Genomic DNA, 21,079 nt, shown 5'->3' with positions numbered 1-21,079 from the left:
TTATTATAATGCCATGCCTTCCTCAATATCAAGAAGAAACGTGTATAAGAAATGCGTCCCCCTTGCTTGCTATGGGTGCGCCCCATCCCATGAGATTTGTGCTTGCGCCTGTCGCGATTTTTTCGCTATAATGTAACGGTAGTTTAGGAACGGTTTAACCAGCGTTTTAGCCTTGTCGGGGATAATGCCTTGAGCCAGAACGAGCCGCAAAAAGATTTCTTTATCAGCTACAACAAAGCCGACAAGGGTTGGGCGGAATGGGTCGCTTGGCAATTAGAAGCAGCCAAGTACACCACCGTTATTCAGGCGTGGGATTTCAAAAAGGGCGGCAATTTCGTGCTGGATATGCAACGCGCCGCCGGCGGATGCGAACGCCTGATTGCCATCTTCTCCTCCGATTACCTCACCTCGATGTTCACCGCGCCCGAATGGGCGGCTTTCTTCGCCAACGACCCCACCGGGGAAAAGGGGCTACTCGTTCCGGTCAAGGTGCGCGATTGCAAACCGGACGGCTTGTTGCGAGCGTTGGTGTACATTGACCTGACCAAAGAGCAGGAAGATACGGCAGCACAGGCGCTACTGGATGGAATCAAGCGGGTGCGTACCAAGCCCACCATTGCCCCGCGCTTTCCCGGTCAGGGCGTAGCGGCGCAAACCGCCAACGGTTCTAGCCCTGCCCCGCGCTACCCCGGCACGTTCCCGCCCATCTGGAATATCCCGCATCGGCGCAACGAGTATTTCACCGGGCGCGAGGATTTGCTGGATGCCCTCGAAAAGGCGCAGACGAGCGCGATTACGCAAGCGGTGGCGGGTTTGGGCGGGGTGGGCAAAACCCAAACGGCGGTGGAATATGCCTACCGCAATAAAGAGCGGTTCGAGTTGGTGTGGTGGGTGAACGCTGAGTTCGCCACTTCCCTGCGCTCTGACCTTGCCGACCTCGCTTTTGAACTGACGCTGGCGACTCCCGGCGCAACCGAACAAGCAGAAGCGATTGACCTCGCCCTGCGCTATCTGCACACTTGCCCCAAACCTTGGCTGTTGGTGCTGGACAACGTGGAAGAACCCGCCGACATCCTGCATTACATGCCGAACGGCGGCAACGGGCAAACCCTGATTACCTCGCGCTACAACGGCGATTGGGGCAAGAGCATCAAACCCCTACCTGCTCAAATATGGGAGCAGGCTTTCAGCGTGGAGTTCCTCGAAAAGCGCGTGGGAAAGGCTGACCCCGCTTTCGAGGAGTTGGCGCGAGAATTGGGGGGCTTGCCCCTTGCGCTGGAACAGGCTGCCGCCTACATGAACGCGAAATCCAGAAGCGGGGCGGACTACTTGCGCCTGTTCAAAGAGCGGAGAATGGAATTGTTCAAGAAGGGCGATGCGCCGGAGGGCTACCACAACGATAAGGTTGCCACCACTTGGGAGATTTCGTTTCGGGCGTTGGAGGAGGCGAACCCGGCAGGCGCGGAGTTGCTGGAGTTGTGCGCGTGGCTTGGTACCGAGCCTATCCCCTTCAGCCTGTTCCTTGAGAATGCCGAGGAGTTGCCGGAGCGATTGGCGGCAACGGCAGGGGATGAACTGGAGTGGGACGAGGCGATAGCGGCGATAAAACGCTACTCGCTGGCAGAAGTGAGCGAGGAAGGGCTGACACTGCACCGCTTGGTGGGGCTGGCGCTGCGAACGGCGCAAGGCACAGACACCGAACGGCTAGAGCAAGCGGCAGGGCTGCTGCGGGCGGCTTACCCTTACGATAGTGATGACATTAGTACGTGGGAGGAGTGCGGGCGGCTGCTGGAAAGTGGGCTGGCGGTGGCGGGCTACGCCGAGGAACGGGGCGCGGCGCTGGCAGCGGCAGATGGACTGTACAATCAGATTGGCTTGTACCTGAAAAATGCAAGGGCGGACTATCGGCAGGCGAAGGGCTGTTACGAGCGTGGGCTGAAACTCAAAGAGCAGATATATGGGGCGGAACACGCCACCCTAGCCACCGGACTCAACAACATGGGGTTATTGCTACAGGATATGGGAGAATACGCCTCCGCCCTGCCCCTCTACCAACGCGCCCTTGCCATCCGAGAGCAGCAGTTGGGTGAGAACCATCCCGATGTGGCGCAAAGCCTCAACAACATGGGTGGGTTGCTAAAGGCGATGGGAGAATACGCCTCCGCCCTGCCCCTCTACCAACGCGCCCTTGCTATTAGCGAGAAAACGCTAGGTTCTGACCATCCCACTGTGGCTACCCGCCTCAACAACATGGGGAGCTTGCTACAGGATATGGGAGATTTACCCGCCGCCCTGCCCCTCTACCAACGCGCCCTTGCCATTAGCGAGAAAACGCTAGGCTCAGAGCATCCGGGAGTTGCAACAGACCTCAACAACATGGGGAGCTTGCTACAGGATATGGGAGATTTACCCGCCGCCCTGCCCCTATACCAACGCGCCCTTGCCATTAGCGAGAAGACGCTAGGGTCTGACCATCCTACGGTTGCTACCCGCCTCAACAACATGGGGAGCTTGCTACAGGATATGGGAGATTTACCCGCCGCCCTGCCCCTCCTCCAACGCGCCATAGAAATTGGAGAGAAAACGCTAGGGTCTGACCATCCTACAGTTGCCCTTCGCCTCAACAACATGGGAGTGTTGTTGTATCAGATGGGGCAACGGGCGGAGGCAGAGCGGTTGCTTTCTCGCGCGTTGGACATATTCAAACGGACGTTGCCCCCCGCCCATCCCTATATAAAAGGTACAGCAGATGCGTTGGAGGTTGTGAGGGGTTCGGGTTCGTAGGGGCGTTGGGTTAAAACCGGGCGCATCGGAATGTGCCCCCCTGTCCCCCGGATGGGGGATACCCGGACGATGCAAATATACGTTGGGTGGCACAAACACGGGGAATTGGGGCATATGCGCGAACACGTAAGATTCCCGTAGGGGCGTATTTGAATACGCCCTTCGGATGGGTTAAAACCGGGCGCATCGGAATGCGCCCCTACCAATCCGAACGGTGCAAATATACGATGGGTGGCGCAAACACGGGGAATTGGGGCATATGCGCGAACACGTAAGATTCCCGTAGGGGCGTATTTGAATACGCCCGGATTTGGTTTCGTTTGTTGCCACAACCCCCCCGTATTTACCAAACCAACGCCGGGCGCATCGGAATGCTACGAATTAAAACAACCGCGCAAGGTTACGAGAGGAGGCAAATCTCTTGCGATACGACCCCGAAAAACACCACCGACGTTCAATTCGCTTGCAAGGATACGATTATAGGCAGGGTCTTTTTTTCCTGACGATTTGTACTTACCAACGTGAGCAGTTATTTGGTGAGGTCGTGGATACTACGACAAAGCTGAACCGATTCGGTGAAATTGTACAGGAAACGTGGGAATGGTTACCCCTACAATACCCCTCGCTGGAACTTGATATTTGCGTGGTAATGCCCGACCATTTTCATGGCTTGCTTTTTCTGGAAGGCGCATTCGATAATAACAGCAAACCTGAAATCAAAACTTTGGGACATATTGTTAAAGCGATGAAGTCTGTATCTGGGAAAAAAATCAATATATTAAGGGAAACTCCGGGCGCGTCCGTTTGGCAACGTAATTATTACGAGCATGTCGTTCGAGATGAGGCAGATTTAGCGCGTATCAGGGAATACATTACAAACAATCCGGCAAATTCGGAAGCAGATTTAAATAAGAGTTGGGGATAATCAAAACCGAGCGCATCGGAATGCGCCCCTACCCGAACCAACCCGAACCACATCCGAACGAGGCGGTTTTAATTCGTAGGGGCGTATTCAAATACGCCCTTCGGATGGGTTAAAACCGAGCGCATCGGAATGCGCCCCTACCCGAATCTCACCTGTTCGTGCGTTGCGCCCATCCCACGAACAACGCCACCCCATCGCGAGCGCATCGGAATGCGCCTTTCGTTTGTCTATTGCTCTCGATAATATCGGCGATTTATTTCTCGAAGTTTACAAACCCCTTGTTTTAATTCAGCCCTATTTGCCTGAGCGTTCAGACTTGACCAAGCTGTTCAAGTAATAGTAAAGTAAGCAAGCTGCCACACAAATATAGTAAAAGTGGCGAAGCTTTTGGCTCATTAAAAGCCGCTACCCATTCCTAAAGTGAAACTCATACTCGTTCCGTAAGCACAGTCGCTTGCGGAGGTTTGTCATATTGTTTTAGTATCGGTTAGTTTTACTTCTCCCCCCCTAAATTTATTAATGCAGTACACGAAACTCACAAGATTTAGCAATGATAATTCAGCCAAAGGAGGCAATCATGAGACTTGAGGGAAAAGTGGCAGTAGTAACTGGAGCAGCTTCTGGTATGGGGTTGGCTATTGCAACTCTATTTGCGAGTGAAGGCGCATCGGTTGTAGCGGGCGACTGGAATGAGCAGCGGCTTACTGAGGCAGTTAGCGCCATCCAAAGTAGCGGCGGCACGATTACGGGTGTAAACGGCAATATCGCCGATAAGGCTTCCGCAGAAGGGCTGGTTGATTTGGCAATCAGCAACTACGGGCGCATTGACGTATTGGTAAACAATGCGGGCGTGATGGATTATATGCAGGGCGTGGGCGAGCTTTCGGATGACATTTGGCGGCGTGTTCTGGGCATTAATCTGGACGGGCCCATGTTTACCTGTCGCCGTGCTGTTCCGCAAATGCTCAAACAGGGTAGCGGCTCAATCATCAACGTTTCCTCTACTGCCGGACTTAGTGGCGGCGCGGCGGGTGCGGCATATACATCTTCCAAGCATGCGCTGGTGGGCTTGACTCGTAGCACCGCTTGGATGTACGCCACCAGAGGTATCCGCTGTAATGCCATTCTGCCGGGCGGCACTAAAACCAACATCGCCGAAACAATGCCGCAGGATCGGCTCGACCCCACAGGCGCACAACGGGCAGGCGCGTTCGCCGCGCTGATTCCGGCGTTCCTCGACCCGATTGATATCGCCACCTTAGCTCTTTTCCTTGCTTCGGACGAGTCGCGTTACATAAACGGCGCGTTGATAACTGCCGATGGCGGTTGGATGGCGCTCTAGCCAAATCGCGGGGCGCATTTATGAAGATTAACAATTAAATCCGTAAAACGAGGATAGGGGTAAATCCACCAGATTTTACCATCAAACGAGGGCGCATCGCGATGCGCCCCTACAAATCGGTTCTCATGAGATTTGGTTCGTAGGGGCGGTTCGCACCCTCTACGGGGCGCAGGCGAACCGCCCTTCGGAAATCTCACCTATACGGATTTATTTCTTAAAGTACATGAATACGCCCTTCGCCCGTTTGCGCCAATTCCATGAGAATTATTCCACCTACTTGTTGGGCTTTGGGTTAGATAACCAGATCTGTTTTGTCGTACAAATTAACCAGCGGTATTTGCAGGTTAAACCAAGGTAACTTGATAACCTCATCCAGACGGCTGTAAGTTTCCATAAGCCATTTTGTTCCTTCCACCCGCCGATGATATTCCACATATATCCGGGCTTGATCTATTACTAGATAGTTTTCCAGACTAGTTAAAGCTCGGTATAACTCAAATTTTTGACTTCGGTCATATTTTTCGGTGGAAGGAGATAAAACCTCTATTATCAGAATGGGATTGGTAATAGTGTCGGTACGGCTTGTGGCAAACTCAACTTGCCCGCACACCACACTCACATCTGCATAAGTGTAAAGACCGTTAGATTGCACCTGTATCCGCATATCGCTGCTGTAAACTTTACAGGGTTTTCCACGTAATCCGCTGCCCAGTTCAATAATGGCGTTAGCGGCAATCAGGTTGTGAGATTCGGTAGCTCCTGCCATCAAGAAAATATCACCCTTATAAAACTCGTGCTTTTCAAGCGAGCTTTCCTCAAGACGCAAATATTCTTCGGGGGTATAATTTTGTCTGGCAGGCTGCACCATTGGCAGGTTCCTTTCAAATCACCGAAATTCTAAAGTGTCTTTGCCTTGGTAAGCGCTAAAGAAATACCAACATCAGTAATAGCTTTCCTGCTCAGTTTACTTTATTTCATCCCCTTTTTCCAGCCCAACACGGTGATAGATAGGCAGTGGCAAGACATGTTATTTCCGCAAGAGACGCTTTCTTAAAAAGACACGCGCCGGAGTTTCGTACCATTGGAAAAGAATAATGGAAAGAGTAGAGGTGATAATGATTATTGAGCCGTACAGGGCGTAATCCGTTACCCCTGAAACGGAAGAGACAAAATTATTGCCCATAAACAGAATGACCGCATTTTGCAAGAGATAGAAGCTATAACTCGCTTCTCCCATCAGCACAAAAACGGGGGCGGACAGCAACTTACTGGTACGGGTGTCGTAACGCGCCAGCCAGAAAATTATTATGGCAAAGGGGAGGGCGTAAATTGCGCCAAAACGGTAGATTTGCAGCACAGTTTTATCTACCGTCATTATTCCCATCACGCCAAGCAGTGAAATTAACGCCAGCACCGAAACCCAACGCCGCTCTATTTTGCTCACCGGACGCTGTCGCCACAGCAAGAATAATTTCCCCGCCAGAATGCCCATCAGAAACTCGCACAGCCTACCGGGTCCTAACCTGTAAAAAACAAGATATTGGTCGCTGTAACTCCACCCGCTGGCTAAGGTCATCAAACCGAATTGGATTGCCAATAAGCCTACGCCCGCGAATAGCAATTGAGGCACAGTTTTGAGATAGCGTATAACTAGGTATAGCAGGAAGGGGAAGAGCATATAAAAGAATACTTCCGTGCTTACACTCCACGAAGGGATGTTGAAAAACCAAAAGTAATTGGGGTCGAATATGTAAGATTGGAGACCTACCAGATGTACAAGGCTATAAAATGCGCCTGCTTTCTCAAAGTCGTTTACAAAGAACAGGCTAAGCAGGAAAGTTAGCAGATACATGGGGTAGATACGGGCAAAGCGGGCTACCCAAAAGTTCCACAGCTTCCCCTTCAAGCCCTTTTCAAAATTTGGATAGTAAGTATAGCAAAGGATAAAACCGCTCAGCACAAAAAAGAGGCTTACCCCAATAAAACCGTTGAGCGTTAGATTGTTTAAGGCGGGCGGCAAATCTGGGTCAAGCTCAAGAAAAAGCGAAATGTGAAAAATTAGCACCATGAAAGCGGCAATAAAGCGTAGGCTAGAGAGGGGGCGAATCTCGTTTTTGCCACCCGCCACGATTTCATTTTCAGAAGGGTTTTGCTTTTTAACTGCCCCTCTCATAAGTAAGCGGGCAATGAGTACGCTAATCACCAGCGCGTACTCGATTAACGCCAAGCGGTTAAAGTTATAGAAAAAGTTATCTAGGGCAGGGCTGAGGCTTAGTGGGTCGGACGCATACTGAAGCGCCAGCCACAGCGATTGCGCAAGGGCGATCGTGAGAAAAGCTGCCCAGAATTGCCAGCGGCGCGGATGCGGATATACCCCCACGATTAGCAACGCCCACAGCAGTAGCAGCAGACCCACCGAAATAAACAAAGCGCGAGGGGGTATCGGCAACCCGCCCGCTATTCTTTCTAGCTCAATTTTGGTAACAATAACCCCCAACTGACCGCGCCTGTCACTTTTCACCTCAAAGGGGGCAACCTCGAATTGGAAATTGAGTTTTCCATCCTCAATTAAGGGGGCAGGCACAACCACTTCGTATTGATGCAAGCCTTTGGTAAGCGTGCCAATGCTAGTAACCTTTTTACCATTAGCGCGGATGGCTAAGGGAGCAGGCGCAGCCGAGTCGGGCGGATACAACCACAGGCGCAATTTATAATCGGCTTTGGCGAGATAGGGCAGGTTCAGGGAGAATTGGGGCTTTGTCCAGCGGTAAAAGCCAAAACTTGTGTTTTGCTCTTTGGTGAAAAAGCCCGTTTTCTCCAAGTTCAAAAGCCCTAAGGCGGGTTGCTGCTCTTTATTTAAATCTATGGTTAGCTTGGGGTTTTGCGAATAAGTAAACTCAAATAGGAGGGCGATGGCTACAACAACCAAAACGAAAGCAAGCGCTAGAAAGAGAGGTTTTTTAAGCAAGACAATAACTTTCGTTTTCAGGGGGAGATTCTTAACTATCAATCAACCTCAAAATACCATAACGATTTTTTATTGTCAAACCCTTTTTGGTAGGGGGTAGCACGTATCCCCTGAAATTTGTGCTTGTGCCAATCGCGCTTTTCCCGCTATAATGTAACGGTAGTTTAGCAACGGTTTAACCTGCGTTTTAGCCTTGCCAGGGATATTGCTATGAGTCAGAACGAACCTAAAAAAGATTTCTTTATCAGCTACAACAAAGCCGACAAGAGTTGGGCGGAATGGGTCGCTTGGTATCTGGAAGCGGCGGGCTATTCTCTCACCATTCAAGCGTGGGAATCGCTGGCGGGAACAAATTTCGTAGGGTATATGCACAACGCGATTATTTCCTCGCAGCGCATTATCGCCATCCTCTCCGATAATTATCTGAACTCGCTTTACACCCTGCCGGAGTGGGCGGCTTTTTTCGCCGATGACCCCACCGGACGGCAGCGGCTGATTATCCCCGTGAAGGTGGCAGAGTGCGACCCGAATAAGCTCGGCTTGCTCAAGGCAATTGCCCGCATCAATTTGGTGGGCAAAGAGGAAGCGTCTGCGCGGGAAGAATTGCTCGAAGAAATTCGTAAAGTGTTGGCGGAAACGGGCAAGCCCACTACCGCCCCGCCCTTCCCCAAATCCGGCGATGCCCCGCGCTATCCCGGCACGTTCCCCCCCATCTGGAATATTACCCATCTGCGCAACGCCTATTTCACCGGGCGCGAGGATTTGCTGACCGACCTCGAAAAGGCGCAAACCTCTGCCATCACCCAAGCGGTAGCGGGTTTGGGCGGGGTGGGCAAAACCCAAACCGCGGTGGAATATGCTTTCCGCTTTGCCCATACTTTCGAGTTGGTGTGGTGGGTGAACGCTGAGTTCAAGAACTCCTTGCGCTCCGACCTTGCCGACCTCGCTTTCAAGCTAGGCTTGGCAAAGCAAGGCGCAACCGAACAACAAGAGGCGATTGCCAACGCCCTCCATTACCTGCGCACCTGCCCCGAACGCTGGCTGTTGGTGCTGGACAACGTAGAGCATCCCGCCGATGTGCTGCCCTACCTGCCGGGAGGGGGCAACGGGCAAACCCTGATTACCTCGCGCTACAACGGCGATTGGGGCAAAAGCATCAAGCCCCTGACCGCTGGAATATGGGAGCAAAGCCAGAGCGTGCAGTTCCTCGAAAAGCGCGTGGGAAGGGCTGACCCCGCTTTCGGGGAGTTGGCGCGAGAGTTGGGGGGCTTGCCGCTTGCGTTGGAGCAAGCTGCCGCCTACATTATTGCGAAATCCAAGAGCGGGGCGGATTACTTGCGCTTGTTCAAGGAGCGGAGAATGGAATTGTTCAAGAAGGGCAATGCGCCGGAGGGCTACCACAACGATAAGGTTGCCACCACTTGGGATATTTCCTTCAAGGCGTTGGGGGAGGCGAACCCGGCAGGCGCGGAGTTGCTGGAGTTGTGCGCGTGGCTTGGTACCGAGCCTATCCCCTTCAGCCTGTTCCTTGAGCATGCCGAGGAATTGCCGGAGCGGTTGGCGGCAACGGCGGGGGATGAACTGGAGTGGGACGAGGCAATCGGGGCGATAAAACGCTACTCGCTGGCGGAGTTGAGCGGGGAAGGGCTGACGCTGCACCGCTTGGTGGGGCTGGCGCTGCGCACGGCGCAAGGCACGGACACCGCACGGCTAGAGCAAGCGGCAGGGCTGTTGCGGGCGGCTTACCCTTCTGGGGATATAAGCGGGAAAATAGAGGTGTGGGAGGAGTGCGGGCGATTGCGGGAAGCGGGGCTGGCGGTGGCGGGCTACGCCGAGGAGCGGGGCGCGGCATTGGAAGCGACAAGCTACCTGTACAACCAGATTGCAGGGTATCTGCAATATGCGCGGGCGGACTATGGGCAGGCGTTAGGTTGTTTCCAACGCGCCCTTGCCATTAGCGAGAAGACGCTAGGGTCTGACCATCCTACGGTTGCTACCCGCCTCAACAACATGGGGTTATTGCTAAAGGCGATGGGAGATTTACCCGCCGCCCTGCCCCTCTTCCAACGCGCCCTTGCCATTTGGGAAAAGCAACTTGGCGCAGACCATCCCCAAGTAGCGACTGGCTGCAACAACATGGGGAGCTTGCTAAAGGCGATGGGAGATTTACCCGCCGCCCTGCCCCTCTTCCAACGCGCCCTTGCCATTGATGAAAAGGCGTTAGGCTCGGAGCATCCTGACGTGGCGATTGACCTCAACAACATGGGGGGCTTGCTAAAGGCGATGGGAGATTTACCCGCCGCCCTGCCCCTATACCAACGCGCCCTTGCCATTTGGGAAAAGCAACTTGGCGCAGACCATCCACAGGTTGCGCTTGGTTGCAACAACATGGGGGTGTTGTTGTACCAAATGGGGCAACGGGCAGAGGCAGAGCGGTTGCTGGAACGCGCGTTGGACATATTCAAACGCGCCTTGCCCCCCACCCATCCCAACATCAAGGTCGTGGCGGATGCCTTGGAGGTTGTGCGTGGTTCGGGTTCGTAGGGGGCGTTGGGTTAAAACCGGGCGCATCGGAATGCGCCCCTACCCAACCCGAACGGTGCAAATATACAATGGGTGGCGCAATCGGGGGAATTGGGGCATATGCGCGAACACGTAAGATTCCCGTAGGGGCGTATTTGAATACGCCCTTCGGATGGGTTAAAACCGAGCGCATCGGAATGCGCCCCCCTGTCCCCCGGATGGGGGATACCCGGACGGTGCAATGATACGTTGGGTTGGCACAATCGGGGAAATTGGCAAAGGCGCGAACAGGCGAGATTCGGGTAGGGGCGTATTTGAATACGCCCTTCGGATGGGTTAAAACCGGGCGCATCGGAATGCGCCCACCTGTCCCCCGAACGGGGGATACCCGAACGGGGGCGATGGGTGGCGCGGTTCGGTGCGATAAGCCTTGTGTGGCTGACCCCGCTGTGATATATTCTGAATGGATAAACCTTTTTACCAAATCTCAACTTAGGGAGGGGTGCAATATGTTCCCAGTTGCTTGGCGCAACTTAGAGATAAATAACACCATATCACGACCTCGAAGGTTTATTCGCTAGAGCATCCGGTTCAAAACCCGGATAGGTAAGGTAGAGCCGTTCGAGTGGGAGCGGCTTTTTTAATTTGTACAGCCGCGAACGTGAGCAAACGTTCGGGCTTTTTTATTTTAAAAGGAGTTAACCTATGTCGATGAATTTAACTCTGGCAATAGCGTTGGAATGTTCGCCGGAAGAGTGCCAAATAGAACTGGTCGAAAGCGGAGAGAAGCTCACAGTACGCTACTCCGCGCCGGTACAGAAAAACATCAAAATCTTTCCCGGTCAACTGGTGGCGCTGGATTTGAACCCGGCTATCCCCGAAGTTGTCTATCGCTGGCACTATCTAGCGGTGCGGCAAGTGCTTGACGGCAAGGTGGTGTTGGAAGACGGGCGCGGCAGGGCGGTGGAGGCAACTCTAGCGTCCGGTGTGGAGACGCTACCGCAGGTGGAAGATTGGGTGTTTGCCACCGTGGGCGGCTACCCGGCGCAAGCGGAGGTTATAGACACGGCTATCAATGGTCATCCGGCACATCCCGACCAAGTCGCCCGTTACACCTTCCCTCTGGTCGAGGAGTTTTACCGAAAATTGGAGGGAAAAGCTTAGACAACCTTGCACAGGGGCGTGGCTCGACACGCCTCGTTGCTAAAACCGCTTGTTTTAAGGCTTGGTTCAGGGCGCAATATCAGCCGGATGCGCTGGCGCTACTTCGACAAAGTTGTACCCTGTTTTGAGCTTGGATAAACCATTTTAAAACTCTAGCTTAGCTACCTTGACAACTTTTAGTCGCTATGATTAAATTAAGTTAATATGAACAGAGGATTGTACAAAGTTTGTCTTACTTCTATATCTCTACAAGCCAGTAAATTAATTTAGGTTTTGTTGTTTGCCAAATTAGCTACAAGTAAAATTTTTTGTTTCGTTTTATCTTGATAGGGTTTAAAGGAAATTTTCTTTAACTCTTGGCTACTTTTGGTAGCAAGATAATTTTACGCAACTAAAAATTATACCTTTGTTAATAGGGTAAGACAGAATTCAACTAGGAGCAGCTTTACTTCTACTGCTTCTTGTATTGTTTTACCCAAATTAAGAATGGCTAAAACTTTTACAACAAAACAATCACCTATAGCATCATTTGCGTTTGTGTTCGATTTAGCTACGCGGGAGGTTTCGTGTGAGATCGAAAAAGTTGGGTTTATCATTATCTATATGGATAATGCTTTCACTTGTATTGACAGCAAGCTTTGCAACTACTGTAAGTGCTAAGGGGCAAGCAGGGCGTTACATAGCCAAGGCGAAGAGTGCAGCAGATTATACGGCACTTCGTGATGAGGCTACAAAATCTGGAGCAAAAATTGTATCGGATTTGCCAGAGCTAAACACTTTAGTGGTGCAAGCTTCTGCCGATTCGCAAGTCCAGTTATCCGGCAGCTTGCATTTGGAAAGCCTTGCCAAAGACCAAGTGCGGACTCTAATTCAGCCTGAAGGTATGCAAACTGTTACCGCGCTTAAGCAGGGTAAATTGCCTGAAAGAACTCGGGTTAAGGCTGACCCGGCTTCCTCCAATCCCGGTTTGATGTGGAACCTTGACCGCATCCATACCCAAGAAGCTTGGAAATATACGACCGGTAAATCCTCGGTTATAGTAGGCGTAGCCGATACTGGTCTGGATTATACCCACAGTGAGTTGAAGAATCAGGTGTTAGACGTAGTGGATTTAACCGATCCTACACTTTGCAAAGACTACTATGGTCTTTCCGACTCGGAGTTGCCTGCTTATTTCGGTGTCTCTCCCGATATTGCCCCTGTAAATGGTGATTGGAACGGTCACGGTTCTTGGATTGGCGGCAATATTGCCGGAGCTTTGGACAAAGTGGGTATTAACGGCATTGCCCCAAATACAAAACTTGTTGCTCTGAAAATTTCTGAGTGGTGTGGTTCCGCTTATGACTCATCCATTCTTAACGCCTTCATTTATGCTGCCGATCATGGTATTGACGTGGTGAGCATCTCCTTCGGTGGCTATCTAGATCGCAGCGACCCACAGCAGGATGCTATTTATAAAGCCTACGAAGATGTAGTCAATTATGCTTGGAATAAGGGTACTGTGATTGTTGCAGCCGCCGGTAATGAACATCTTCGGATTGGCGATGGCGGCAAAGTCCTCAGCCATGGTCCTCTGACAATACCCGGCGACCCATTTGTTGACTACTATGGTCAGTATGAGACACCCGGTGGTATTAAGCACGTGGTTAATGTTTCAGCAACCGGCAATGTAGTTAATAAATCCTCCGCTTCTTGCCCTACTGGAACTTTTGAAAGTAGTGATGCTACCTGTAAGCCTAGCAGTGACGCGCACCAGCCAGCCGGAGCTGGGAAGAAGAATCAACTCACTTACTATAGCAACTACGGGCCTCGCATTGATATTGCCGCTCCCGGAGGCGCGCGTGAGTTCAACTTGCCAAATGCGGATAGAGGCGGTACAGGCGGTTTCCCCTATACTGCGGTGGATGGAACAACCGCGTGGGAAGAATTCAGTATCACTTCAAACTGGGCAACGCAAATTCCTTGCTTTTTAATTGGTGACCCCAATTTCTATCAGAATGAGTGTTACTCCACCATTCAGGGTACTTCAATGGCTACACCGCATGTCTCAGCCGTTATTGCGCTGGTGGCAAGCTACAACCCGGCTATCCGGCACAATCCTGCCAAATTGGTAGCCGCAGTTAAAGCGGGCGCGACCAATATTTCTGGTAACGCCACTCAACCATTGAGCGCTACCGACACGTCTGCTGGTGACCGAACTGGCTTGCTGTGTCCCACCGGATATTGCCACCTTGGCGGCAAAGCCATCTCTGACCGTGAAGCTTACGGCGCAGGGTTGGTAAATGCGCTTGGGGCAATTCTGGAGAGCAAGAAATACAACGGCAGAAATAGCCAATAGCTGGTATTTCTGTTCGCGTAAGGTTTTTTGCTAACGATAATTGAAAATAAAACCTCCCATTTTTCCGGTCTGGTATAAAATGGGAGGTTTTATATATGGTAACTATTACCCCCTCAAGTGGGGAGTAGGAGAGAGGAGTTCGAGGGGACACCCACCTGTGCCCCGTATGGGGTATGCCACCCCGCACAGGAGTTGCACCCCTGAGAACCCCCACTCGGATTCCCTCAAGTGGGGAGCAGGAGGGAGAAGCCCTTGCGCTGGTAGCCACAATATAGGCAAAGAAAAAGCCGGGGGCGCTTAACCCTCCGGCTTGATTTTTATACAGTGAGCGCGGTATTAGCCTCCGCCGTTATCACCTTCCTTAATAAGTTATGGTGTCACTTGGCTAATACGAGTGTACCAGTTGCCTAGCGAAACCCTAGTTCCACCGCAGCTACCGATCGCCCCTGTGGTATATTGAGCCAGAGTACAGGTTTGCCCGATATATTCACTGGCAATCCAGATTTTGTTGCCAACTGCTACCGCCGCTCCGTAATCACCCCAGCGTGGGCGGGGTGGATTGCCGAAGGCGTTGTAACCGCTAAAACCATCCTGTGGTCCTAGTCCCGCGGCGGCGATTTGAATTTTACCTGCGCCATCTTCTTGATTCAATGTCGCAAAGGCAGCAGAGGGGAAGTAATCCTGTCCGGTTAGGGTGAAGCTTATAACAGCTTTACCTTGAGCGGTAACTGCCATAGCCGGATAAGTTAGGTTGTTGTTAGCCAGCCCGAACTGTCCTTGCCGTGCTAATTCTGCCTTCACGCCACCTTTGGAAAGGGCTGGTTCAATAATGTAGTAAGCGATTCCGGCTTTAGTCGCGCCGCCCACATTTAAACCTGTACCTAACGCACCCCACAACTTATGTTGTGAGAAGTAAACCTGCTGCATTCGGGAATCACTGCTATCGAGCGTAGACTCGACTTCAGTGTGAGCAGGTTCGCCCACGAAAAAGTATTGCCAGCAACCCGGTCCAAAAGGTGTGGGCGTTGTAGTATCGTTTATACATTGCCCCAACGGGAAGTCCCCGGCTTTTTGATCGGCGGCGGGCGGAATACTATAAGACTTAACCTTTATAACGTTATTGCCCAGTTTCAAATTCGGTGCGCTACTGTTCAATGAACTGGTATTGGTTAAAGCCCAAACAGCCAGCCGATTATCTACGCCTGTGCCATTAGCTTCGGGAGCAGCCATCGAACTCAAGAAATATTCAGTACCGCCACCATCATTTTCGTATTGTGAATCGGGCGAAATTGCCGGGATGACAGTAAAGCCCGGATTTCCGGCTACCGCACCCGCTGTATTGAACTGGACAACGGTTATACTCGAAGCCCCGGCAGCCAGCGCTTTCTTGGAAAAAGCGTAAACTTGCGCGCCGATGAATTCAGGTCCGAAGAGTGAATATTCGTTGGTGGTGATATAGAAACCGTTCTTATCGGCGCCGATATGAGGATAGTCACCGATGCACGGGCCATAGCTACAACCGTGATTCGGCGTACCGTCCGTACCATCGTCCTGTACAGGAATTCGATAGATATTCCAGCTACCAAGAGGATTAGAAGTCGTGCTAACTGCTACATCAAGATGGTTTGCTCCGGTGAAAGTCCCGGTTACCGGGTTCACGTCTAGGGTCAATACAGCCTGGAACCACCGTTGAGTCGGCGCATCGTAAAAGCAACTTGGGTCGGTAACAAACGGACCGCGCGCGCCGGTAGTACGATTGATTGCAGCGGTGTAACCGTAAAAGCTGTTCAAGTCGGTTACAGCATTCAGCGCATTACCAGCACTATCATAAACCCGCAGAACATCATTGACCGATTCCATTACGTAAGTACCATTAGAACACATTCCTTGGTCGGGCGGTTCTACTGTAAACTGATTGCCACCGTTGGCGAGACGTTGGTTACGCAGATTCAAGCCATTGAAACTGGTATTCAACTTGGCTTTCGGTGCGCCCTTATCATCGTCATTTCCTTCAGCCTTGTAATTCCCCTTGCTTTGGGTCAGGCTTCTGTTGGTCAACTGGCTGGCAAGGCGCGGAGTAGGCGTAACCCCACTGCCACCACCTTCGGCAGCGCCACGAGGATCGGTGGCAAGTTCGGGGAATTGGTAATTATCACTACCATCTGCGGTTACACGAAAATTCGCCGTACCACCGCTTGCAATCAGGCGTGCATAGCCATCTCCGGCGGCACTTGCAACAAGGGTGGTAGATAAATCGAATACGCCTAAAACTAAGGCTAATAGGGTGGTGAGCACAACAAGTAGCTGAAAGCGAGCAGCCCTCTTGTGATTATGTAAATAATTGAACATTCAATTTATTCTCCTGCGGCATAAGTAGACTCTACCTTATAATGTGGCATACTTAAAGTTAAAATTGGTTCAGCCTCTGAAGCAACAAACTGTTCCCTATCTAATTAGGAAAGCGTTTAACAGCCTTAACAAAAGTTGCGGTAAATTTGCACAAGCTTAATAAACCGCCTAAAGCCATTTGCTTTTAGGTTGACTTAGTTTAAGTAGGTTAAAACGCTCTTAGCAACTAGATTAGTCGTTGGCTTGAGATTTTTGGAATTCTGTAGCTCGTCACTAATTCATTAAGACTGTTTCCGTTGGCGAACTACGGTTTTAAAAACCCAACTGAAATATAACTAAGTGTCTGCTAATTTAGTAAATTGTTGGGAAGTAATAACACTGTTCCGGGCACATTCAGCTTTTACAGCTAGATAAGGAAAGGCTCTTTAACAACCCATAAAAACTGAAGCAATAGCTAAATATTAGAATAGAATTAATAAGAAGTCAAGCATAAATTCAATATTGAATAGGATTGATTATTAGTAACTATTCACACCCCCTAACCCCCTCAAGGGGGGAAAGAGGGCGGGTGAGTTCAAGGGGACACCCCTTGCGACCCCGCACAGGGGTTGCACCCCTGAGCACCCCGCTCCGATTCCGTTAGTTCCCTCAAGGGGGGAAAGAGGGCGGGTGAGTTCAAGGGGACACCCACCTGTGCCCCGTATGGGGTATGCCACCCCGCACAGGGGTTGCACCCCTGAGAACCCCACTTAGTTACACAGGTCTAGAAATGTTTGATTAGCTCGTAGCGCAGGTGCGAAAAGCCCTCGCGTTCGTAGAAGCGCAGTGCAGCGCGGTTCGTGCCGTACACCTTGAGGGTGGCGCTGTGGATGCGGCGCGATTTCAGCCAATCGTAGCAGGCTTCCAGCAACATTGCGCCCGCGCCCTGCTGCCGCGCTTGTTCGGTTACGATTAGTTGCTCGATGTAGCCGTAGTGGTCGAGGGTATAATAGTAATCACTCATGATGCGCACCAGCGCAAAGCCCACCGCTTGTTTGCCCCTGAACGCCAGCAAGGCGCGTACCGATTCGTTATCACCGTAGAGCAACGCGCTAATACATTCTTCCATGTAGCTGGCTTGCGACGCAGGCTTGAAGGTTAGTCCCGGTTCACCCATGCCTAGCTTTTCGTGGTAATCGAAGGTTTCCTGCATCAACGCCCGCGCTGCCTCGCGGTCTTCCGGCGTGTTGCGTCCTTGCCTGACGGTGATGCGTTCGTTGTTGGGGATGTTATCTTTGCGCCAGAACTTACCAAACTCAAAACCCATCTGTATTCCCTCCTTATTGTGGCGTTATTATAGGATAAAGTGGCTAAATCTAACAAATTTGTCAAGCGGCTTTGAACTTGATAACATGCTCTCTAAATGCATTATGGACTCATCCTATATAACAAGGAGGAATACGAATGACCGAGGTGAAAGCCCCGATATCGGGTACAGTTTGGCAAGTACCGGCGGTAGTAGGACAAGCGGTGGAAGAAGAAGAAGATTTGATAATCCTTGAGTCCATGAAAATGGAAATCCCGGTAAGTGCGCCTATCTCCGGCACGGTTAGCGAAATTCTAGTCGAGCCGGGCAGGTTTGTGAATCAGGGTGACGTTCTGGTGGTGCTGGAATAATCGCCATGTTTAATAGAATATTGATTGCAAATCGAGGCGAAATTGCCCGCCGTATCATCCGCACTTGCAAGCGGATGGGCATTGAAACCGTGGCAGTACACAGCGATGCCGATATGATGCTGCCCTTTGTGAACGAAGCCACTTACGCTATCCTAATCGGGCTTGCCCCTGCTCACGCCAGCTATTTGAATATGGAAATCATTCTGGAGGTGGCGCAACAAGCCGAGTGCGAGGCGATTCATCCCGGCTACGGCTTTTTGGCAGAAAACCCGATGTTCGCCGATCGTTGTCAAGAGTTGGGGATGGTGTTTATAGGACCCTCGCCCGAAGCGATGGCGGCGATGGGCGAGAAGGTGGCGGCGCGCGAACTGATGCGTAAGGCGGGAGTGCCTGTCGCCCCCGGCACGTCCGAGCCGATCAGCGATATTGAACTGGCGGTGGCGTTGGCAGAAGAAATCGGCTATCCGGTGCTGGTGAAGCCGAGCGCGGGTGGCGGCGGTATCGGCATGACCATTGCCAATAACGCCGACAAATTGCGGCAGGGTATCAAAACCGCGCAAAGTCGCGCCCAACGCGCTTTTGGCGACGATTCGGTTTTCATCGAACGCTATGTGCCGGGGGCGCGCCATGTGGAAGTGCAAGTGCTGTTTGACGCGCACGGTCAGGGGGTGCATCTGTACGAACGCGAGTGCAGCGTGCAACGCCGTTACCAGAAGGTGATTGAGGAAACGCCCTCGCCCGCGCTGGTGAATAACCCGGAGTTGCGGCAGCGCATGACGCAAGCGGCGTTACAGGCGGCGGCAGCGGTGGGCTATCGCAACGCCGGAACGGTGGAGTTTATTTTGGGAGAGAACGGCGAGTTCTATTTCCTCGAAATGAATACGCGCTTGCAGGTAGAGCATCCCGTTACCGAGATGACGCTAGGGCTGGATTTGGTGGAGTTGCAGTTGCGCGTGGCGGCGGGTGAGCCGTTGCCGCTCAAGCAAGCCGAGTTTGCGCCGAAGGGTCACGCCATCGAGTTTCGCATCTACGCGGAAGACCCGGTGAGTTTTCTGCCGCAGCCCGGCACTATCAGTCTGTACCAACCGCCCGAATTGAGCGAGTTTGTGCGCCTCGATAGCGGCTACGGCAAGGGCGATGCGATTACGCCACATTACGATCCGCTGATTGCCAAGCTGGTGGTGTGGGGTGAGAATCGCGCCGAGGCGTTGGAGCGCAGTCGGGTGGCTCTTTCGCAGTTCCAAATCGAGGGTCTCAAAACCAACCTGCCGCTACATTTGCGCTTGCTGGACGATCCCGCTTTCGTCAGCGGCAATTACAATACCGGGCTTCTCAAAGCTTAATCCGCGTTTTTTTTGGAATTTGTTTTTGTAGGGGCGATTCGCCTGCACCCCGTAGAGGGTGCGAATCGCCCTTTATCCCGTGCCACCCATCGCGGGCTACGAATTAAAACCGCCTCGTTCCGATGCGCCCTTGATGTTAGGATGGGTGCGGATGGCTAAAACGCAGGTTAAACCATTGCTAAACTACCGTTACATTATGGCGGGAAAAACGCGATAGGCGCAGCACAGCGGCAAGGCGCATATTGAGGATAATAACCCTCTCCCATGCTTTCCAAAAAACCCTTATAATATACAAGACAACCTTGTCGGTAATAGTATTAAATTTGTAAAGGGTATTTGATTTATGGATGCACTACATGCGCTGATTGAACATGAACTGCTGGCTAATTTTGAAGGGAATTTGTTTGAGTTTCGGGGCAATATCCCCGCCTTGAATGGGCGCGTGCTAAACAGTTTTCAGCGTTATCCCTTGCAGGAGCAAATTCAGCTTGCGTTAGGGTTGGAGGCTTCGCAGGATTGTGACCAATCTTCCTACGCTTGCACCAAGTCGAAAATGGCATTTCTTAGCTCGGAACTGGTGGGTTTGACCTGTGGCGCAAGCGGTAGAGGCTTCCGCGAGATTATTCCCGCGCTGGCAGGAGTATTTTTAATCCAGCAAGCCAGTTCGATATTGGATGATATTCAGGATGGCGACCGGGAGACCTCGCTGGATAAAGTGCTGGATGTCTCCACCGCACTAAATCTGGCGCTGCTTATGCTCAATCGCGGTCAGGAGATTCTTGTCTGTAACCTTGCTCAACTGGCAGAGCAACGGCACACTCAGACCGATTATTTGGGCGTTGTGGTTGAGCTAAACCGGGCTATCGGGGGCGCGTTGCGCGGACAATTGCTGGATACGCAGGAAACTAAACAGCCGCTCCCGCTTAGGGAAGTGGACATTGAGCAGTATATCGCGAAAATTGCGCTCAAATCCGGTTCACGCTTTTCCTTTTTAGCGGGGTTAGGGGCAATTTTGGGGGGCGCAAACGCCGCCGAGTTGCAATGGTATCGACAGTTTGGCTACCGGGCGGGCATCGCCTTGAACCTGATGAGCGACTTATACGATTATGCGGGCGGCGGGGCGGACGGTATCGAGCAATGCCGGGATTACCGCACGGGCGTTTTCAACCTTCCATTAATCTACCTGTATGAGAATCAACCGGGTGCGGCTGAGAAACAGGCATTTCTGCAATTGTGGGCGCAAAGCTTAGAATCGGCGGAATATTTGCCGGCTTTTAAAGCGATATTGCCGTGGGAAGCGGCTTATCGGCAAACGCTAGAGCTAATCAATCACTACATTGATCAGGCTGAAGAAGCGTTGCGGCAGCTTGACCCTACGCTGGAAAAGCCGGAACATCGGGATTTGCTCTGGCTACTGCGTCAGCACTTGGTTGTCCCTGCCTAATCGGCACTACATATCCCCACGATAAGGAGAGAAGAGCAAGGGGTTTCACCGCCCCTTGTTTTGATTCGGGTTGTTCAGAGTAAAGTTACGCCCCTATTTGATGGTTATTCTATTCACTGTCTTATTATTAATAATACTTTATTGTTTAACTATTTATCTATATAATAATAGTGTTGTTTCGTAATATTTAATAAATACATTAATAAACTTGATGGGTGTAGAACCCGAATAATTGATATAGTA

General features: G+C 51.7%; 16 protein-coding genes. 11 read left to right on the top strand and 5 right to left on the bottom strand.

Annotated features, from left to right (window positions below):
• Window positions 1-189: 189 nt before the first annotated feature.
• The 4 genes from OZ401_RS21505 (at window position 190) to OZ401_RS21490 (ending at window position 5,051) form a co-directional block, all read left to right on the top strand.
• Complete coding sequence (locus tag OZ401_RS21505) at window positions 190-2,784, top strand: tetratricopeptide repeat protein (RefSeq protein WP_341470584.1); 2,595 nt, start codon at window positions 190-192, stop codon at window positions 2,782-2,784.
• A gap of 32 nt (window positions 2,785-2,816) precedes the next feature.
• Window positions 2,817-3,059 (top strand): hypothetical protein, encoded by a 243-nt coding sequence (locus tag OZ401_RS21500; protein ID WP_341470583.1) that lies wholly within the window; start codon window positions 2,817-2,819, stop codon window positions 3,057-3,059.
• A 146-nt stretch (window positions 3,060-3,205) separates the two neighbouring features.
• Window positions 3,206-3,709: a transposase gene (locus OZ401_RS21495; RefSeq protein ID WP_341470582.1), complete on the top strand. Its 504-nt coding sequence runs from the start codon at window positions 3,206-3,208 to the stop codon at window positions 3,707-3,709.
• 577 nt (window positions 3,710-4,286) lie between these two features.
• A complete protein-coding gene (locus OZ401_RS21490; RefSeq protein WP_341470581.1) occupies window positions 4,287-5,051 on the top strand; it encodes a glucose 1-dehydrogenase in 765 nt (254 codons plus the stop codon).
• A 292-nt stretch (window positions 5,052-5,343) separates the two neighbouring features.
• Here OZ401_RS21490 and OZ401_RS21485 read toward each other — a convergent pair whose 3' ends face one another.
• Window positions 5,344-5,919 carry a Uma2 family endonuclease gene (locus OZ401_RS21485; RefSeq protein ID WP_341470580.1) on the bottom strand — a complete coding sequence of 192 codons (576 nt, stop codon included), beginning with the start codon at window positions 5,917-5,919 and terminating at the stop codon, window positions 5,344-5,346.
• Between the two features lie 159 nt (window positions 5,920-6,078).
• Window positions 6,079-8,019 (bottom strand): acyltransferase family protein, encoded by a 1,941-nt coding sequence (locus tag OZ401_RS21480; protein WP_341470579.1) that lies wholly within the window; start codon window positions 8,017-8,019, stop codon window positions 6,079-6,081.
• Window positions 8,020-8,229: 210 nt separating this feature from the next.
• Between OZ401_RS21480 and OZ401_RS21475 the strand changes: the two genes are divergently transcribed.
• Complete coding sequence (locus OZ401_RS21475; RefSeq protein WP_341470578.1) at window positions 8,230-10,563, top strand: tetratricopeptide repeat protein; 2,334 nt, start codon at window positions 8,230-8,232, stop codon at window positions 10,561-10,563.
• Here the strand turns inward: OZ401_RS21475 and OZ401_RS21470 are convergent.
• A complete protein-coding gene (locus OZ401_RS21470) occupies window positions 10,514-10,894 on the bottom strand; it encodes a hypothetical protein (RefSeq protein ID WP_341470577.1) in 381 nt (126 codons plus the stop codon). The genes OZ401_RS21475 and OZ401_RS21470 overlap by 50 nt on opposite strands.
• A gap of 353 nt (window positions 10,895-11,247) precedes the next feature.
• Here OZ401_RS21470 and OZ401_RS21465 point away from each other — a divergent pair, with 353 nt between their 5' ends.
• Together OZ401_RS21465 and OZ401_RS21460 are read left to right on the top strand one after the other, a co-directional pair.
• Window positions 11,248-11,706: a hypothetical protein gene (locus OZ401_RS21465; RefSeq protein ID WP_341470576.1), complete on the top strand. Its 459-nt coding sequence runs from the start codon at window positions 11,248-11,250 to the stop codon at window positions 11,704-11,706.
• A 568-nt stretch (window positions 11,707-12,274) separates the two neighbouring features.
• On the top strand, window positions 12,275-14,044 hold the full coding sequence (locus OZ401_RS21460; RefSeq protein WP_341470575.1) for a S8 family serine peptidase: 1,770 nt from the start codon (window positions 12,275-12,277) through the stop codon (window positions 14,042-14,044).
• Between the two features lie 369 nt (window positions 14,045-14,413).
• On the opposite strand, the gene OZ401_RS21455 is transcribed toward OZ401_RS21460, so the two are convergent.
• Window positions 14,414-16,393 (bottom strand): hypothetical protein, encoded by a 1,980-nt coding sequence (locus OZ401_RS21455; protein ID WP_341470574.1) that lies wholly within the window; start codon window positions 16,391-16,393, stop codon window positions 14,414-14,416.
• A 763-nt stretch (window positions 16,394-17,156) separates the two neighbouring features.
• Window positions 17,157-17,699 carry a GNAT family N-acetyltransferase gene (locus OZ401_RS21450; protein ID WP_341470573.1) on the bottom strand — a complete coding sequence of 181 codons (543 nt, stop codon included), beginning with the start codon at window positions 17,697-17,699 and terminating at the stop codon, window positions 17,157-17,159.
• Window positions 17,700-17,836: 137 nt separating this feature from the next.
• On the opposite strand from OZ401_RS21450, the gene OZ401_RS21445 reads away from it, so the two are divergent.
• The 4 genes from OZ401_RS21445 (at window position 17,837) to OZ401_RS21430 (ending at window position 20,836) form a co-directional block, all read left to right on the top strand.
• Window positions 17,837-18,049, top strand: coding sequence for a biotin/lipoyl-containing protein (locus OZ401_RS21445; RefSeq protein ID WP_341470572.1), 213 nt, complete (start codon window positions 17,837-17,839; stop codon window positions 18,047-18,049).
• Between the two features lie 5 nt (window positions 18,050-18,054).
• Window positions 18,055-19,392, top strand: a complete 1,338-nt coding sequence (locus OZ401_RS21440; RefSeq protein WP_341470571.1) for an acetyl-CoA carboxylase biotin carboxylase subunit — start codon at window positions 18,055-18,057, stop codon at window positions 19,390-19,392.
• Between the two features lie 58 nt (window positions 19,393-19,450).
• On the top strand, window positions 19,451-19,609 hold the full coding sequence (locus OZ401_RS21435) for a hypothetical protein (protein WP_341470570.1): 159 nt from the start codon (window positions 19,451-19,453) through the stop codon (window positions 19,607-19,609).
• A gap of 126 nt (window positions 19,610-19,735) precedes the next feature.
• Window positions 19,736-20,836, top strand: coding sequence for a polyprenyl synthetase family protein (locus tag OZ401_RS21430; protein ID WP_341470569.1), 1,101 nt, complete (start codon window positions 19,736-19,738; stop codon window positions 20,834-20,836).
• The last annotated feature ends 243 nt before the right edge of the window (window positions 20,837-21,079 follow it).

Origin of the sequence: Candidatus Chlorohelix allophototropha (assembly GCF_030389965.1) — a bacterium.
GTDB classification, from domain to species: Bacteria; Chloroflexota; Chloroflexia; order Chloroheliales; family Chloroheliaceae; genus Chlorohelix; species Chlorohelix allophototropha.
This window is presented reverse-complemented; position numbering and strand designations above follow the sequence as displayed.

What these genes read in the sequence shown, in the direction of transcription:
- OZ401_RS21485 (WP_341470580.1), bottom strand. Translation starts at nt 5,919, where the DNA reads ATGGTGCAGCCTGCCAGACAAAATTATACCCCCGAAGAATATTTGCGT.
- OZ401_RS21490 (WP_341470581.1), top strand. Translation starts at nt 4,287, where the DNA reads ATGAGACTTGAGGGAAAAGTGGCAGTAGTAACTGGAGCAGCTTCTGGT.
- OZ401_RS21430 (WP_341470569.1), top strand. Translation starts at nt 19,736, where the DNA reads ATGGATGCACTACATGCGCTGATTGAACATGAACTGCTGGCTAATTTT.
- OZ401_RS21450 (WP_341470573.1), bottom strand. Translation starts at nt 17,699, where the DNA reads ATGGGTTTTGAGTTTGGTAAGTTCTGGCGCAAAGATAACATCCCCAAC.
- OZ401_RS21445 (WP_341470572.1), top strand. Translation starts at nt 17,837, where the DNA reads ATGACCGAGGTGAAAGCCCCGATATCGGGTACAGTTTGGCAAGTACCG.
- OZ401_RS21470 (WP_341470577.1), bottom strand. Translation starts at nt 10,894, where the DNA reads ATGCGCCCGGTTTTAACCCATCCGAAGGGCGTATTCAAATACGCCCCT.
- OZ401_RS21455 (WP_341470574.1), bottom strand. Translation starts at nt 16,393, where the DNA reads ATGTTCAATTATTTACATAATCACAAGAGGGCTGCTCGCTTTCAGCTA.
- OZ401_RS21475 (WP_341470578.1), top strand. Translation starts at nt 8,230, where the DNA reads ATGAGTCAGAACGAACCTAAAAAAGATTTCTTTATCAGCTACAACAAA.
- OZ401_RS21465 (WP_341470576.1), top strand. Translation starts at nt 11,248, where the DNA reads ATGTCGATGAATTTAACTCTGGCAATAGCGTTGGAATGTTCGCCGGAA.
- OZ401_RS21440 (WP_341470571.1), top strand. Translation starts at nt 18,055, where the DNA reads ATGTTTAATAGAATATTGATTGCAAATCGAGGCGAAATTGCCCGCCGT.